At 69.7% G+C, this 16,711-nt stretch carries 7 protein-coding genes; 2 read left to right on the top strand and 5 right to left on the bottom strand.

Annotation, left to right across the window (positions count from 1 at the left end; all coding sequences use genetic code 11):
- Positions 1-243: 243 nt before the first annotated feature.
- Positions 244-861 carry a TetR/AcrR family transcriptional regulator gene (locus AC1RMD_RS03045; RefSeq protein ID WP_492923506.1) on the bottom strand — a complete coding sequence of 206 codons (618 nt, stop codon included), beginning with the start codon at positions 859-861 and terminating at the stop codon, positions 244-246.
- A 101-nt stretch (positions 862-962) separates the two neighbouring features.
- Complete coding sequence (locus tag AC1RMD_RS03040; protein WP_492923504.1) at positions 963-2,831, bottom strand: phosphoenolpyruvate carboxykinase (GTP); 1,869 nt, start codon at positions 2,829-2,831, stop codon at positions 963-965.
- Between the two features lie 282 nt (positions 2,832-3,113).
- Between AC1RMD_RS03040 and AC1RMD_RS03035 the strand changes: the two genes are divergently transcribed.
- Positions 3,114-4,109, top strand: a complete 996-nt coding sequence (locus AC1RMD_RS03035) for a D-2-hydroxyacid dehydrogenase family protein (protein ID WP_492923502.1) — start codon at positions 3,114-3,116, stop codon at positions 4,107-4,109.
- Here the strand turns inward: AC1RMD_RS03035 and AC1RMD_RS03030 are convergent, their stop codons facing one another.
- Positions 4,110-4,877 (bottom strand): L-asparaginase, encoded by a 768-nt coding sequence (locus AC1RMD_RS03030; protein WP_492923500.1) that lies wholly within the window; start codon positions 4,875-4,877, stop codon positions 4,110-4,112.
- Between the two features lie 139 nt (positions 4,878-5,016).
- On the opposite strand from AC1RMD_RS03030, the gene AC1RMD_RS03025 reads away from it, so the two are divergent.
- Positions 5,017-5,502, top strand: coding sequence for an asparaginase domain-containing protein (locus tag AC1RMD_RS03025; RefSeq protein ID WP_492923498.1), 486 nt, complete (start codon positions 5,017-5,019; stop codon positions 5,500-5,502).
- A gap of 16 nt (positions 5,503-5,518) precedes the next feature.
- Here the strand turns inward: AC1RMD_RS03025 and AC1RMD_RS03020 are convergent, their stop codons facing one another.
- Entirely contained in the window at positions 5,519-8,728 is a 3,210-nt protein-coding gene (locus tag AC1RMD_RS03020; protein WP_492923496.1) for a hypothetical protein, read from the bottom strand.
- 154 nt (positions 8,729-8,882) lie between these two features.
- Positions 8,883-16,655 (bottom strand): SPM autocatalytic domain-containing protein, encoded by a 7,773-nt coding sequence (locus tag AC1RMD_RS03015; RefSeq protein WP_492923494.1) that lies wholly within the window; start codon positions 16,653-16,655, stop codon positions 8,883-8,885.
- Between the last annotated feature and the right edge of the window lie 56 nt (positions 16,656-16,711).

Below are 16,711 nucleotides of genomic sequence, written 5' to 3'. Positions count from 1 at the left end.
CGCCGGAATGTTGAAACAAGGGCATGAACTGCATTTTTCCGCGATGGGCGTGGTTTGCTCAAAACAGGACGAAGTCCTCGTTGCAGCTCGGTAGCGAACGCAGCACGCACCACAACGGGCTGCGATAGGCAAAGTATAGTCCGACGGGGATCAGCATCAGCAAGGCGGCCATCATATTCTCCTTTTTTCGCACATGTGTGCGAAATTAGTTTCAAGAAAACCGCAGACGCGCTGCGGCCGGGTTTATTCCAAGTCGTTGAAGCTTTTGTAAGTCGAGATCAAGCGGCTGAAGGCGCGTTGCATGTGGCGCCTGGCCTGCTCGTCGCGCAGGAAACGGGTGTCGTGCATCAGCCCCACGATCAGGCTGTAGATTTCGTAGACCAGCTGGCCGGCGTCGGTGTCGGGCCGCAGGTGGCCCAGCTCCATCGCCTGCAGGATGGTCTTGCGCAGCGCGGCGCGCCAAGCCATCACGCCCTGTTGCAAACGGTCGCGCAGGGGGCCGTGCTGGTCGTCGAACTCGAACGCGCCGGCGCTGTACAGGCAGGCGTTGTTCAAGCCCTCGTCGCAGGCGCGCCGCGACCAGGTGCCGACCAGCGCGATCAGGCGCGGCAAGCCCCTCGGCTGTTGCAGCGCAGGCAGGAACACTTCCTGCGCAAAGCGGCGGTCGTATTCGTCCAGCACGGCGGCCTGCAAGGTCTCCAGCGAGCCGACGCGGGAAAACACGCCGCTCTTGCTGATGCCGGTGCGCTTGGCCAGCTCGCCCAGCGACAGCTTGCCGATGCCCTCGGCCGCCGCCATGGCCAGCGCGGCGTCGATGATGGTGGCGAAGGTCGCTTCGCTTTTTGCGGTCAGGGTGTCCATGTGTCGAACTTTAGCACACCTGTGCGAAACTACAAGCAAAAAAAACCCCGTGTGGCGTTGGCATGCACACACGGGGGTTTTTCGGTCTCCTCCAGGCCGGCTTATCGTGCCAGGCGCTTCTCCAACTCAGCCTTGACGGCCGTCAGTTCGGTCGGCAGATGGTAGGCCAGTTTGGCGAACAGTTCATCGTGCAGTTTCAGTTCTTCGCGCCAGGCGTCCTTGTCGATCGAGGTGATCGTTTCGAACTCTTCCGGCGAGAACGGGATGCCGTCCCACTTCAGGTCGCCGAAGCGCGGGGTGGTGCCGAAGATGTTTTCGACGCCGCCGGCCGTGCCTTCGATGCGTTCCAGCATCCACTTCAGCACGCGCATATTGTCGCCGAAACCAGGCCAGACGAAATGACCCTGGTCGTCGGTGCGGAACCAGTTGACGCAGTAGATCTTCGGCAGCGTCGCGGCGTTGAGCTTGCCCAGCTTCTCGCCCATGTTCAGCCAGTGCTGGAAGTAGTCGCTCATGTTGTAGCCGATGAAAGGCAGCATCGCGAACGGGTCGCGGCGCACGATGCCCATCTGGCCGGCGGCGGCGGCGGTGGTTTCCGAGCCCATGGTCGCGGCCATGTAGACGCCCTCGACCCAGTTGCGCGCTTCGGTCACCAGCGGCACGGTGGTCGAACGGCGGCCGCCGAAGATGAAGGCCGAGATCGGCACGCCGGCGGGATCGTCCCAGGCCGGATCGATCACCGGGTTCTGGGTCGCGGCCACGGTGAAGCGGGCGTTCGGGTGGGCGGCCTTGGTGCCGGAGGCCGGCGTCCAGTCCTTGCCCTGCCAGTCGATCAGGTGCGGCGGCGCTTCCTTGGTCAGGCCTTCCCACCAGATGTCGCCGTCGTCGGTCAGCGCGACGTTGGTGAAGATGGTGTCCGAACCCAGCGACGCCATGCAGTTCGAGTTGGTGCGGGTGTTGGTGCCCGGCGCCACGCCGAAGTAGCCGGCTTCCGGATTGATCGCGTACAGGCGGCCGTCGGCGCCCGGCTTGATCCAGGCGATGTCGTCGCCGATGGTGGTGACTTTCCAGCCGTCGAAGGTGGTCGGCGGGATCAGCATGGCGAAGTTGGTCTTGCCGCAGGCCGAAGGGAAGGCCGCCGCGACGTAGTGCTTCTTGCCTTCCGGCGATTCGACGCCCAGGATCAGCATGTGTTCGGCCAGCCAGCCGGTGCCGCCTGCTTGCGCTTCCTGATGCCCCATGTTGGAGGCGATGCGCAGCGCGAAGCACTTCTTGCCCAGCAGCGCGTTGCCGCCGTAGCCGGAACCGTAGGACCAGATCTCGCGGGTCTCGGGGAAGTGCACGATGTATTTGGTGGCGTTGCAAGGCCAGGCGACGTCCTTCTGGCCGGCGGCCAGCGGCGCGCCGACGGTGTGCACGCACGGCACGAACGCGCCGTCGGTGCCCAGCACGTCGTACACGGCCTTGCCCATGCGCGTCATGACGCGCATATTGACCGCCACGTACGGCGAGTCCGACAGTTCCACGCCGATGTGGGCGATCGGCGAGCCCAGCGGGCCCATCGAGAACGGCACCACGTACATCGTGCGGCCGGCCATGCAGCCGTCGAACAGCGGGTTCAGGGTGGCGCGCATGTCCGACGGCGCCATCCAGTTGTTGGTCGGGCCGGCTTCTTCCTTGGTGTTGGAGCAGATGAAGGTGCGGTCTTCGACGCGGGCGACGTCGGTCGGGTCGGAGCAGGCCAGGTAGGAGTTCGGACGCAATTCCTGGTTCAGCTTTTTCATGGTGCCGGCGGCAACCATTTCGCCGCACAGGCGGTCGTATTCTTCCTGCGTACCGTCGCACCAGTAGATGCGTTCCGGTTTGGTCAGGGCGGCGATTTCCGCCACCCAGTTGATCAGTTTTTGCTGCTTGATGTAAGCTGGGACGTTGAGCAGTGCCGCAACGCCACCCATGACGGGTTGATTCATACTACCTCCAATGCTAATTAAAATTCTGCATGCGGCAGGATCGTCGTCAGCTTTTGGCTTGCGCTCAGATGCCCATTCGAAATGGGTCGGCGGGGTCACGGCGGTCTTGCGCGGCCCGGATGCGTGATCGACAGGCCTTATTTTTGAGGCGATTGTACACCCGTCAATAGCCGTTTCAGTCAAAAATGTAGGAGAATTAGTTGAGTAAAGTAGTAAGCTATTCAGGTTCTTTTGCAAGCCGTTATTTCCCTACGAAATTCACCATAAAATCGGTTATCTCCCATGAAAATTGCGATTCTAGACGACTATCAGAATGCCACGGCCACGCTGGCCTGCTTTAATTTATTGCAGGAACACGAGGTCAAGGTGTTCAACAGCTCGACCCGCGGACTGGGCCAGCTGGCGATCCGGCTGGCCCCGTTCGACGCGCTGGTGCTGATCCGCGAGCGCACCGCGCTCAACCGCGCTTTGCTGGCCAGGCTGCCCAACCTCAAGCTGATTTCGCAGACCGGCAAGCTGGCCGGCCATGTCGACGTCGACGCCGCGACCGAGCTGGGCATCGCGATCGCCGAGGGCGTCGGTTCGCCGACCGCGCCGGCCGAGCTGACCTGGGCGCTGATCATGGCGGCGGCGCGCAAGATCGTGCCCTACGCCGCCAACCTGAAGGATGGCCTGTGGCAGACGGCGTCGACCAACCCGCAGCTGAACGGGCTGGGCGTGGTGCTCAAGGGCCGCACGCTGGGCATCTGGGGCTACGGCAAGATCGGCCAGATCATCGCCGGCTACGGCCGCGCCTTCGGCATGCAGGTGATCGTCTGGGGCAGCCAGTCCAGCCGCGACAAGGCGGCCGCCGACGGCCACGCGGCGGCCGCCTCGCGCGCGGCGCTGTTCGAGCAGGCCGATGTGCTGAGCCTGCACCTGCGGCTGCATCCGGACACGCGCGGCGTCGTCAGCGCCGACGACCTGGCGCGCATGAAGCCGAGCGCGCTGTTCGTCAACACCAGCCGCGCCGAGCTGGTGCAGCCCGGCGCGCTGGAGCAGGCCTTGCCCCAGGGCCGACCCGGCTACGCCGCGCTGGACGTGTTCGAATCCGAGCCGCTGGCGGCCGACAGCCCGCTGCTGCGCATGCCGACCGTGCTGGCCACGCCGCACCTGGGCTATGTGGAGCAGGACAGCTACGAGCTGTATTTCCGCCACGCGTTCCAGAACATCGTCGATTTCGCCGCCGGCCGCTGCGAGCAGATCAACAACCCCGGCTACCGGGCCAACGCCCGCTAGCTAGTCGGTCTGTTCGGGGATTTCCGGCAGGCCGCTCAGGTTGATGCGGGGGACGGGCATGGCGTGCACCTTGCTCCACAGCCCTGCCCAGCCGGGCGGCCACGGGATGTCCGGGCCGGCATACGGCGGCAACGTGGCGCGCACCGGCACCACCGGCACCGGCGGCATGTCGAGCAGCGGGCCGCCGTCGGGGCGCTGCATGTCCAGGCTGTACATATAGCCCGGCAGCAGCGCGTCGCACACGCCGGCGAACCAGGCCGTGTGGTCCTCGTCGCGCCCCAGCGCCTGCGCCAGCCCATGCGGGTCGAAGCGGGCCAGCGCGTGCACCAGCTCCTCGGTGCTGGCGCCCGGCGTGTCGCCCCAGCCCAGCACCGGATTGACGTTGTAGTCGGCGCCCGAGCCATACCAGCCCTCGCGCCACGAGCGCTGCATCCAGTCGCGCCCGCCGGTGAACAAATGCCAGCGCCAGTGCAGGCCGGACGGCTTGGGCCAGGAATACAGGTAGAGCCGCTGGTAGCCGGCCTGGTGCAGCGCGCGCACCAGCGCCATCAGGCGCGCGTGCGGCATGCGGTCGGGCGGGGCGCGGCGGAACAGGATGGCTTCGCCGTCGGCGAACTGCACCTCGTCGGTGGACAGGTTCAAGTCCAGCGTCCTCGCCTCGCTGCCGAACCGGGCCGAGATCCAGCCGGTCAGCAGATTGACCGACGTGATGACGCCGTAGCCGCGATGGCGATGGAAAATGACGGTTCCGGGGGCAAGCGCTTTCATGGTATCGAAACGAACAAAGAAACCAGTGTAGCCATAGTATGCCCAAGTTTCCAGCCCGCCGACGGACTCTTTTCGGGTTCTGGGGCGGTTGCGGTTTGGGTTATGATGCAGATCATTTTAATCTGCCCGAGCTTTCACCATGACCCTGCGCATCCTCGCCACCGGCGGCACCTTCGACAAACACTACAACGAACTGAACGGCACCCTCGGCTTCGCCGACAGCCATGTGCCGGCGCTGCTGGCGCGCTGCCGCCTGACGGTGGACGTGGCGCTGGAACAGCTGCCGCTGATGGATTCGCTGGACATGGCGGACGCCGACCGCGAGCGCATCCTGGCCGCGTGCCGCGCCGCCAGCGAAAAGGCGATCGTCATCATCCACGGCACCGACACCATGCCGCAGACCGCCGCCGTGCTGGGACCGGCCAAGCTGGGCCAGACCATCGTGCTGACCGGCGCCATGATCCCCTACTCGATCGCCAATTCCGACGCGATGTTCAACCTGGGCTTTGCCGCCGGCGTGGCGCAAACCCTGCCGCCGGGCGTGTATGTGGCCATGAACGGCCAGATCTTCGCGTGGGATAACGTGCAGAAAAACAAAGCGGCTGGAGTGTTCCAGCCGCTGTAAGGGTTTTCCCCGGCGCCTACTTGCGCGGCAGCGCCAGCAAGTCCTTGGCCTCCGGCGACAGGATAGCCAAACGCAAGCCATCGGGCGCGGCCAGCATGCCGGCCCCCTCGTTCAGCGCGCCCGGCATGGTCAGCGACGACTGCCCGGCCGCCGCCGGCTGGCCGGCCTCGTTGAAGGCCGCCAGCGCCTCCACCATGCCGCCCACCCGCTTGCGCAACGACGGCCCGCCCTGCGCCGTCAGGTGCGGCAGCCTGGCCGCCGCCAGCGCCGCCAGCTGCGCCGTGCTCAGGCCGGCCGTCTGCGCGGTCGTGAACACCAGCGCCTGCGCCGTCGTCAACGCGCCGAGCTGGGTGGTCGACAGCACCGCCAGCTGCGCGCTGCTCAGCGCCCGCAGGTCGCGCGTTTCGATCGCCGCCAGGTCGTCCGACCCCAGCGCCGCCAACAGCGGCTTGCTCAGCGCCGCCACCTGGCTCGACGTCAGCGCCACGATCTGATCGGTGGTCAGCACGTCGCCGCCGGCGATGTGCGCGGTCGGCAGCGCCGCGATCTGGCGCTGCGACAAGGCGGCGATCTGCCCGGTGCCGAACGCTTGCAACTGTTCCGGCAGCAGCTGGGCGATGGCGATGGTGCTCAGGCCGCCGATCGCGGCGGTGCTCAGCGCGGCCAGGCCGTCGCTGCCCAGGCCGCGCAACTGCGTGGCCGCCAGCGCCGCCACTTGCGCCGCGCTCAGCGCGCCCACCTGCGTGATCGACCAGGCCGCCAACTGCGCCGTGTTCAGGCTGGCGATCACCTGCGACGACAGCGCCGCCAACTGGCCGCTGCGGATCGCCGCCACTTCCTCCGCGGTCAAGGCCTGGTACTGGCGCGAGGTGAGCACGCCGAACTGCGTGACCGTCAGCCCCGCGAACTGCTCCAGGCTCAGTCCGGCCAGCGCGGCGGTGGTCAGCGCCGCCACCTGGCCGCCGGCCAGCGCGCCGATCTGGCGGCTGGTCAGCGCCGCCAGCGTGGCCGGCGACAGGTTGGCGATCACCGAGGTGTTCAGCCGCGCCAGGTCGCTCAGCTGCAGATTCGCCACCACCTCGGCCGACAGCGCGCCGAACTGTGTGCTGCTGAGCATGGAAACCTGGCCGGCCGTCAGCGCGTTGATCTGGTCGCTGCCCATGGCTTGCAACTGGTCGCTGCGCAGGCCGACGATGGCGCCGAGCTGCAGCGCGGCGATTTCCGCCGTCTGCATCTGCGCCATCACGTCGCTGGACAGGGCGGCGATGTGCTGGCTGCCCAGGCCGGACGCCTGGGCGGTGGTCAGTCCCAGGATCTGTTCGCTGCCCAGCACCGCCAGCTGCGCGGTGCGCAAGCCGAAGATCGCCGCCGCTCTCAGCGCCGCGAAGTCCTGCGGCTCCAGCGCCGCCACCGCCTCCAGCGACAGCGCGGCGATCTGCGCGCCGCTCAGCGTGGCCGCCTGCGCCGTGCTCAGCGCGATGGCCTGCCCGACCGTCATGCCGGCCAGCGTGGCCGGCTTCAGCTGGGCGATCTGCGCCGTGCTGAGCAAGCCGATCTGGTGTTCCGCCCCGCCCAGCACGGCGAACTGCGCCGAGTTCAGCGCGCCGAACACGGTGGCCGGCAAGGCCGCCAGCGCGGCCGGCGACAGCGCCGCCAGCTTGGCGGTCGACAGGCCGACCGCCGACGCCGGGTTCAGCTTGGCGATCTGCGCCGTGCTCAAGGCCTGGAATTGTTCGATGCTCAGGGCGTTCAGGCTGGCCGAGCCGAACGCGGTGAGCTGGCGCGGCGTCAGCGCGGCGATGCGGTCCGGTCCCAGCAGCGCCAGCAGGCGGGTCGACAGGCCGGCCAGCGCGTTCGGTCCCAGCGCGGCCAGGTCGGCGGTCTCGATCGCGGCGAAGGCGTCGCTGCCGAGCGCGTTGACCTGGCTGCTGCTCAGCATGGCCACCTGGGCCGTGGTCAGCGCCGCCAGCTGTTCACCGTTGAGCGCGGCGAGCTGGCGCGTCTTCAGGCCGGCGATGGCGCTCGCCTTCAAGGCCGCCAGGTCGCCGCCGTCGAGCGCGACGATGGCCTGGGTCGACAAGCTGCCCAGCTGCGTCGCGTTCAGTGCGGCGGCCTGGGCGCTGGTCAGCTGCGACGCTTGCTGCGCCGTCAGGCCCGACAGCGCGGCGCTGCCCAGGGCCGCCACCTGCGCGCTCGAGAACAGGCCGAAATCGCCGTCACCGTTGGCGCCCATCGCGGCCAGCTGGGCCGAGGTCAGGCCCATCATCACCGCCACCCGCAGCGCGGCCAGGCTGGCGCCGTCCAGCGCCATGATGTCGTCGGTCGACAGCACGCCGAACTGGCGCGCGGTCAGCGTGGCCAGCTGGGCGCTGCTCAGCGCGTGCAGCTGGGCCGCCTGCAGCGCATGGATTTGCGCCGTGCTCAACGCGCCGATGAGCGCCGCGCTCAGCACATGGATGCGCTCGGGATCGAGCGCCTGGATCTGCCTGCTGCCCAGCGCCGCCACCTGGCGGCTATGCAGCGCGTGCAGCTGGTCCAGGCTCAGGGACATCAGTTGCGCCACGCTCAGCACGCCGATCTGGCGCGAGCCCATGGCCGCGACATCGGCCGTTTCGATGGCCGCCAGCTCGGTGGCGCTCAGCTGCGTCAACAGCGCCGTGCTCAGCGCGCCGATCTGCTGCGTGGAAAACGCCGCGATCTGGTCGGCGCTGAACATGTCCTCGCCCTCGCGCCGGCGCGACGGCAGCGCGGCCACCTGGCCGAGCTTGAGCGCGGCGATCTGGCCGGCGCTCAACGCATGCACCTGCTCCGGTCGCAGCTTGTCGATCAGCGCCACCGCCAGCGCGTTGACCTGGCGCGTGCCCATGGCCGCCAGGGCCTCGGGCGACAGTCCGGCGATGCCCTTCACGCTCAGCAATCCCGCCTGCGCCACCGTCAGCGCGCCCAGTTGTTCCGGCGTCAGCGCCGCCATGAAGGCGGTCGATTGCGACGCCTGGTTCAGCGCGTAGGTGCGCAAGGCCGCGAAGTCGGCCGGCTGCAGCGCGCCGACGCTGGCCGCCGGCAGCGCCGCCAGTTGCGGAGCGCTCAGCGTGCTGGCCTGCGCCGTGGTCAGCGCCGCGATGTACTCCACGCCCAGCTGGGCCATGTCGGCGGTGGTAAGCCGGCTGATCAGACGGGTGCCGCCGGCGGCAAACTGCTCCGGGGTCAGGCTGCTGTCGAAGCTCATGGTGTTTCCTTTTTGATGAAGTGGTAGCGAGCGTGAGTTGGGGGAAACGGAAAGGTTAAGGATTTGCTACTCGCGTGCGCAAAAAAAACCGCCTGCACCGAACGCGGTCTTGAGCGCGTTCAGGCTGGCGGTTTTGGGGGGGCGGCTAGTCAGGCTATTTCGGCACCGCCAGCAGACCGTGTCCCGCGGCCGTCTGCAGGGCTTTCAGGCGCAGCGTGTCGCTGTCCACCTGGCCGCCCGCGGCGTTCCGGCCGAGGTCGTGGAACTGTTGCAGCACGTCGGCCAGATGCGCCGCGTTGGCCGCCAGGGGACCGGCCGGCCGGCCGCCGTCGAACGCCAGTCCGCCGCGCGGCGCCTGCGGCGCGCCGGCGTCGTACGCGGACAAGGCTTGCGCCATGCCGCTGACCTGCGCGCTCAAGCCCTGCTGGAACCAGACGTCGGCGGCCGCGTGCTGCCGGCCGTCGGTGCTGGTGTAGCTGGACGTCAGGCCGATGAGGTTGCCATGCTCGACAGCGCCGCCCCGCTGCACATCCAGGTTCAGGCTGGCGATGCGCAGAGCCGCCAGCGTCTTCAGCTCGCCGGACTGGCTGACGCCGTCGGCGTTGGCGTCGACCCACACGCGCAAGTCGCTGTAGCCGGCGTCGAGCGCGCTGACCATGCCGTCGTGGTTGCCGTCGAGTTCCGCCAGCGCCTGGTAGCCGTTGGCGGCGGTGCCGCCGGCGGCCAGCCGGGTGGACGAGCCGAACAGCTCGCTGCCGTCGTCGATGCCGCCGTTGTGGTTGCGGTCCAGCGCCAGCAAGCCGTCGCCCGCCCCCACCCAACCGGTGGCCCGTTGCCGGCCGTTGGCGGCCAGGTCGAACTGCACGCCCGCCTCCAGCCCCAGCGTGGTGACGCCGTTGCCGTCCAGGTCCAGCACCAGCGGCGTGCTGAACGGCATGGCGCTCAGCTGCGCCGCGCTGAAGGCGAGGATCTGTTCGTCGCTCAAGGCGTTGTACTGGACCAGGGAGAACGCATGGGTCTGGCTCGTGGTCAGCGCCGCCAGCTGCGCCGTCGCCAGCGCCTGCATCTGCGTCGTGCTCAGCGCGGCGAACTGGCGCGTGCTCAGGCCGGGGATGTCGCGCGTTTCGATGGCGCCAAGGTTGGCCGCCGTCAGGTCGGCGATCAGCGCCGTGCTCAACGCCCCCAGCTGGGCCGAGGACAGCGCCGCCATCTGGGCGCCGGTGAACTGGCTGGCGGCGGAAGCGTTGGGCAACAGCGCCGCCACTTGCGCCAGGCTGAGCGCGGTGATCTGGTCGGTGCCCAGCGCCAGCAGCTGGTCGTCATGCAGCGCGCGGATCGCGGCCGTGCCCAGCGCCGCGATATCGGCCGTTTCAATCGTCGCCAGCGCCAGCGCCTGGATCTGCACCAGCGCCGCCGAACCGAGCGCGGCGAACTGCGCCGTGGTCAACGCGCGCAGCTGGGCGGTGCCCATGCCCGACAGCAGATTGCCGTCGCGCGCGGCGGCGTTCAGCACCAGCGGCTTGATCGCACCCACATCTTCCGTGCCCAGCGCCGCCACCTGGCCGGCGCTCAACGCGATCAGCTGGGTGCTGCCCAGCGCGCCCAGCTGGGCGCTGCCCAGCGCCGCCAGCTGGGCGTTGGTCAAGGCCTGCATCTGCTGCGTCTTGAGGCCGGCGATGGCCGCCGTTTTCAGGGCCGCCACATCCGCCGTTTCCATCGCCGCCAGCACCGTCGACTGCAGCGCGCCCAACTGGGCGCTGCCCAGCGCCGCCGCCTGGGCCGTGGTCAGCGCCACGACCTGGGCCGTGCTCAGACCCAGCAAGGCGGCGCTGCGCAAGGCGACGATCTGCTCGGTGCCGAGCGCGGAGATCAGTTGCGCCGCGCTGCCCAGCGGATCGGCGCCGAGCACCGCCATCTGCGCCGACGACAGCCCGGCCAGCGCCGAGGTGCTCAGCGCGGCCAGGTTGTCGGTGCGGATGGCGGCCACGTCGTCGACCGACAGGCGCGCCAGCTGTTGCGAGCTCAGCGCGCGGATCTGCGCCGAGTTGAGGCCGTAAATCTGTTGCGTGCTCAATGCGTCGAGCTGGGCCGTGCGCAGCGAGCCCACCTGGACCGACGTCAGGCCGGCCAGTTGCGCCGCGCTCAGGCTGGCGAAGCTGGCGCCCGACAGGCCGCCCAGCGCACTGGTGCTCAACGCGCCGAGATCGGCGCTTTCCAGGCCCGACAATGCAGCCGTGCTCAGGGCCGCCACCTGGGCGCTGTTCAGTACGCCGGCCTGGGCGGTCGTCAAGGCCGCCAGCTGCAAGCTGCTCAGCGCCGCGACCTGGGCGGTCCGGATGCCGGCCACGGCGGCGGTGCGCAGCGCCGCGATTTCCTGCGTGGACAAGACCGTCATCAGCGCCGGCGCCAGCGCCGCCAGCTGCGCGCTGCTCAGCACCGCCACCTGGCGGGTGCTCAAGGCCAGCACCTGGACCGCCGTCAAGCCCTGCATGGCGGCGGTACTGAAGGCCGCCACCTGCGCCGTGGTCAGCGCGCCGACGAAGGACGGCGAGCCGTTCGGCTCCACGCCCAGCACCGCCATCTGCTCGGTCCGCAGGCCGGCGATCGCCGCCGTGCTGAGGGCGCTCAGATGCGCGGTGTCGAGCACGACCATATTGGCGGTCGACAGGCCGGCCATCTGGAGCGTGCCCAGCGCGCCGGTTTGCGCCAGCGTCAGCCCGGCCACCTGGGCGCTGCCGAGGGCGGCGATCTGCTGGCTCCGCAGCGCCGTCACCTGGCGCGTGCTCAAGCTGTTGAGCTGGCTGAGCGACAGATTGGCCAGCAACGACAGGTTCAGGCCGGCCACCGCTTGCTGGCTCAAGGCGGCCAGGTTGGTGGTGGACAGGCCGACCACCATCTGGCTGCTCAGGGCGCCGATCTGCGCACTGCTGAGCACGCCGAACTGCGCGCTCGTCAACGCGCCCAGCTGGACGCTGTTCAGCGCCGCCAGCTGGGCGCTGCCCAGGCCGGCGATGGAGGAAACTTTCAGCGCGGCCAGGTCGGCCGTCTCGAGCGCGGCGATCTGCCGGGTCGACAGCGCGGCCACCTGCTGGCTCAGCAGGGCCGCCGCCTGCGTCGTGCTCAGCGCGACGATCTGGCGCGTGTCCAGGCCGGCCAGCGCGGCGCTGCGCAATGAAACGATCTGGGCCGTCGTCAAGGCGTCGAAATGGCTGACGCCGGCGGTGTCGGTGCCCAGCACGGCCAGCTGGCCGGAACTGAGGGCGGCGATGGCGGCGGTCTTCAGCGCGGCCAGGTCATCGGTTTGCAAGGCGGCGATCTGCGCCGAGCTGAAGGCGGCGATCTGGGCGCTGCCGAAGGCGGCCGCTTCGCCGGTGGTCAGGGCGACCAGCTGCGCGCTGCCCAGTCCCGCCAGGGCGGCGGTGCTGAGCGCGGCGATCTGCGCGCTGCGCAGCGAGGCGAACTGGGCGCTGGCGAGGTCGCCGCCGAGGGCGGCCAGTTGCGCCGAATTGAGCGCGGCGATCGCGGCCGTGCTCAGGCCCGGCAGCGTGCGGCTGTCGAGCACGGCCAGGTCGATGGTGCTCAGGCCGGCGATCTGGCGCGAGCCGAACGCGCCCAGCTGCGCCGAGCTGAAGGCCAGGATTTGCTGGGTGCCGAGGGCGGCGATCTGGTCGCTGCCCAGCGCCATCAGTTGCTGCGTCTTCAAGGCCGCCAGCTGCGTCGCCCCCAGTTGCGAGATCACCCGCGTGGTCAGGCCGCTGATGGCGGCGGTGGTCAGCGCCGACAGATTGGCGGTCGACAAGCCGGCCAAGGTGCTGCTGGACAAGGCGCCCAGTTGCAGGCTGCTCAAGGCGGCCATCTGCTGGGTGGTCAATGCGGCCAGCTGGGCCGCGGTCAGCGCCCGCATCTGGTCGGTCGACAGGCCGCTCAGCGCGGCCGCGCGCAAGGCCGCCACATCCACCGTTTCCAGCGCGGCGATGGCGCTGGTGCCGAGCGCGGCCAGATGGGCGCTGCTCAGCGCGGCCGCCTGGGCCGTGCTCAGGGCGACGATCTGGCGCGTGCTCAGGCCGCCGATGGCGGTGCTGCGCAGCGCGCCGATCTGCAAGGTGGACAGCAGGTCGATATGGCTGGCGCCGCCGGCGTCGTTGCCCAGCTGGGCCAGCTGGGCCGAGCTCAGCGCGGCCAGCGCGGCGACCTTCAGGCCGGCCACGGCGGCGGCGTCGAGCGCATCGATGGCGGCCGTCGACAGCGCGGCGATCTGGTTGGAACCGAAGGCGCCCAGCTGCGCCGACGTCAGCGCGGCCAGTTGCGCGCTGGCCAGGCCGGCCAGCTGGTCGGTGCCGAGGGCGCCGACCTGGCGCGTGCTCAGCGACGCGACCTGGGCGCTGCTCAAGCGCAGCAGCGCGCCGACCGGCAAGGCGGCGATCACCGCCGTGCCGAGCGCGCCGACATCGCTGGTCTGCAAGCCGGCCAGGGCCGAGCTCGACAGCGCCATCACCTGGCTGCTGTTCAGCGCGCCGACCTGGGCGCTGGTGAGCGCGGTCACCTGGTCGCTATTGAACGCGGCCATTTGCTGGGTGCTCAGGCCGGTCAACGCCGCGGTCCTGAGCGCGGCCAGGTCCGCCGTTTCCAGCGCGGCGATGTCGTTGCTGGAGAAGGCGGCCAGCTGGCCGCTGCTCAGCACGGCGGCTTGCGCGGTGCTCAGCGCCACCACCTGGCGGGTGCTCAGGCCGGCCAGGCCGGTGCTGCGCAACGCGGCGATCTGCGCCGTGCCCAAGGTGCCGAACAGGCTGCCGGACGGATCGTCGGCCAGCGCGGCCAATTGCTCGGCGCTCAGCGCGGCCAGCGCCGAGGTGCTCAGGGTGCGGGCGGCGACGGCGCTGAGGGCGGCCATGTCGGCGCTCGACAGGCCGGCGATGTTGCGCGAGCTCAGCCCCAGGATTTGCGGCACGCCCAGGCTGGCGATCTGCGCCGTTTGCAGCGCCGCCAGCTGGCTGCTCGACAGCACGCCAAACTGCAGCGAGGACAGGCTGGACAATTGCAGCAGACTCAGGTTGCCGACCGCGGACGGACTCAGCGCCGCGATATTGGCGGTGCTGAAGGCGGCCATATTGGCGCTGGCGAAGCCGGCGATGGTGGCGGACGACAGCGCCGACAACTGCGACGCGTTCAGGGTCAGGAATTGCGCCATGGTCAGCGCGGCCAGCTGGCTGCTGGTCAGCGCCGCCACCTGGGCCGAGCTCAGGCCGGGAATGGCGGCGGTGCGCAGCGCGGCCAGGTCGAGCGGCTCCATGGCGGCGATCGCTTGCGTGCTCAGCGCGCGCAGCTGGCTGCTGCTCAACGCGGCGACCTGGGTGGCCGTCAGCGCCGCCATTTCGGCGGTGGTCAGGCCGGCCAGCGCGGCGCTGCGCAGCGCGACGATCTGGGCCGTGGTCAGCAACTGCACCTGTCCCAGCGCGGCCAGCTGGTCGCCATTGAGTGCGGCGATCGCGGCCGTGCGCAGCGAGGCCAGCGTGGCCGTGCCGAGCGCCGCGATGTCGGCGGTCGACAAGCTGCCCACTTGCAGCGAGCTCAGCGCGCCTACCTGCGCGGAGTTCAGGCTGTGCACCTGGGCGGTGCTCAACGCGGCCAGCTGGGCGCTGCCCAGCGCCGCCACCTGGCGCGTGCCGAGGCCTGCCAGTTGCGTCGTGCTCAGGGCACCGACGCTGGCGGAAGCCAGGCCGGCGATAGCATTGGTGCCCAGCGCGGCGAAGTCGTCGCCTTCCAGTCCGGCCATGCCGGTCGTGCTCAGCGCATTGAGCTGCTTGCTGCCCAACGCGCTGATCTGGGTCGTGGTCAGGGCCGTCACTTGCGCGCTGCTCAGCGCCCCGGCCTGCAGCGTGCTCAGCGCCGCGATCACATTGCTGCGCAACGCGGCCAGGTCCGCCGTTTCCAGCGCCGCCAGCTGCACCAGCGACAGCGCGGCGAATTGCGCGCTGCTCAGCACGGCGGCTTGCGTCGTGCTGAGCGCCGCCACTTGTGCGGTGCCCAGGCCGGCCAGCGCGGCGGTGCGCAGCGTGGCGATCTGGGCGGTGGTCAGCTGACCGAACAGGTTGCCGCCGGCGGCGTCGCCCAGTTCCGCCAGCTGCGCCGAATTCAGCGCGGCCAGCGCGGCGGTGCTCAGCGCCCGCAGCGCGGCGCTGCCCAGCGCGGCCAGGTCGGCCGGCGTCAAGCCCAGCGCCTGGCGCGAACCCAGCGCGCCGATCTGCAGGGTCGACAGCGATTGTATTTGCGTGCTGCTCAGCGCGGCGATCTGGTCGCTGCCCATCGCCGCGTAGTGGCGCGAGCCGAGCGCGCCCAGTTGCGCGCTGTTCAACGAAGCCAGCAGCAACGGCGTCAGCAGGGCCACCGCGCCGGGATTGAGCGCGGCCAGGTCGGCGCCCGGCAGGCCGGCGATCGAGGCGCTGGACAGGGCGGCCAGCTGCTTGCTGCTCAGCGCGGCGAATTCGGCGGTGGTGAACGCGCCCAGCTGGGCGCTGCTCAGCGCCGCCATCTGCTGCGTGCTCAGGCCGGTAATGGCGGTCGTCTTCAGCGCCGCCAGGTCGGCCGTTTCCAGCGCGGCCAGCTGCGCCAGCGACAGGCCGTTCAGCTGCGCGCTGCTGAGGATGGCGGCCTGGGTGGTCGACAGCGCCGCCACCTGGGCTGTGCTCAGGCCGGCCAGCACCGCCGGCCGCAGCGCGGCCAACTGGGCCGTACCCAGCAAGTCGATCTGGTTGCCGGCCGCGCCCAGCTGGGCCAACTGGGCGGAATTGAGCGCGCCCACCGCCGCCACGCTCAAGGCCTTGATGCCGGCGCTGCCGATGGCGGCCACGTCGTCGGTCGACAGGCCGGCCACCTGGCGCGAGCCCAGCGCGCCGATCTGCGCCGAACTGAGGGCCTGGATCTGGGTGCTGCTCAGCGCCGCGATCTGCGCACTGCTCAGCACGGCGATCTGGCGGCTGCCGAAGGCATTGATTTGCGCCGTGCTCAGCGCGGCCAGCAAGGCGGTGCTCAGTTGCGGCACGACGGACGGATTCAGGGCCGCCAGGTCGGCGCCCGGCAAACCGGCCAGGGCGTTGGTGGACAGTGCGCCGATCTGGGCGCTGTTCAGTGCGGCGAATTCAGCGGTGGTCATCGCGCCCAACTGGGTGCTGGTCAGCAGCGCCAGCTGGCGGGTGGCCATGGCGGCGACGGCGGCGGTTTTCAGCGCGGCGACGTCGGCCGTTTCCAGCGCGCCGACGGCGTCGCTGGACAGGGCGTTCAGCTGCGCGCCGTTGAGCGCGGCGGCTTGCGCGGTGCTCAGCGCCACGGCCTGCTGCGTGCTCAAGGCGCGCACTTGCGCCGTGCTCAAGCCGGCGGTGGCCTGCGTGCCCAGCGCGGCGATGCCGCGCGTGCCGATGGCCAGGATGTCATCGGCCGAGAAGGTGGCCAGCTGGCGCGTGCTCAGCGCGGCCAATTGGCCGCTGCTCATCAGGGCCACCTGGTCGGACGACAGGCTGGCGATATTGGCGGTGCTCAAGGCGGCCAGGTCGGCCGTCTCAAACGCGGCGATCGCCTGGCTGCTCAGTCTGATGAAAGCCTGGCTGCCCAGCGCCGCCGCCTGGGCGGTGGTCAAGGCGGCGATCTGGGCGCTGCCCAGCGCGCCCATGAAGCCGGACGGCAAGGCGCCCACGGCGTTCAGGGTGGCGGCCTTGATGGCGGCCAGGTCCTGCGTGGTCAGCACCGCGACATTGGCGCTGGCCAGGTAGGCCAGCTGGGCGCTGGTCATGACGAACAGGTGATCGGTGCGCAGGGCCGGCACCTGGAGCGTACTCAACGCCGCGATATCCTCGCTCGTCCACGACAACACGTCCAGGGTGGTCAGGTCGTTGGCGATTTGGGACGTGCTGAGGATGGGAACGAAGGTGCTCATCACGAGTTCCTAATTTGATAACATCTTTCACTATAGCAGAAATCGCGCTAATTTCT

The sequence above is a fragment of the Duganella sp. GW822-FHT06D06 genome (genome assembly GCF_058799615.1).
The sequence above is the reverse complement of the archived record's forward strand: the minus strand, read 5'-3'. Positions and strand labels throughout refer to the sequence as shown.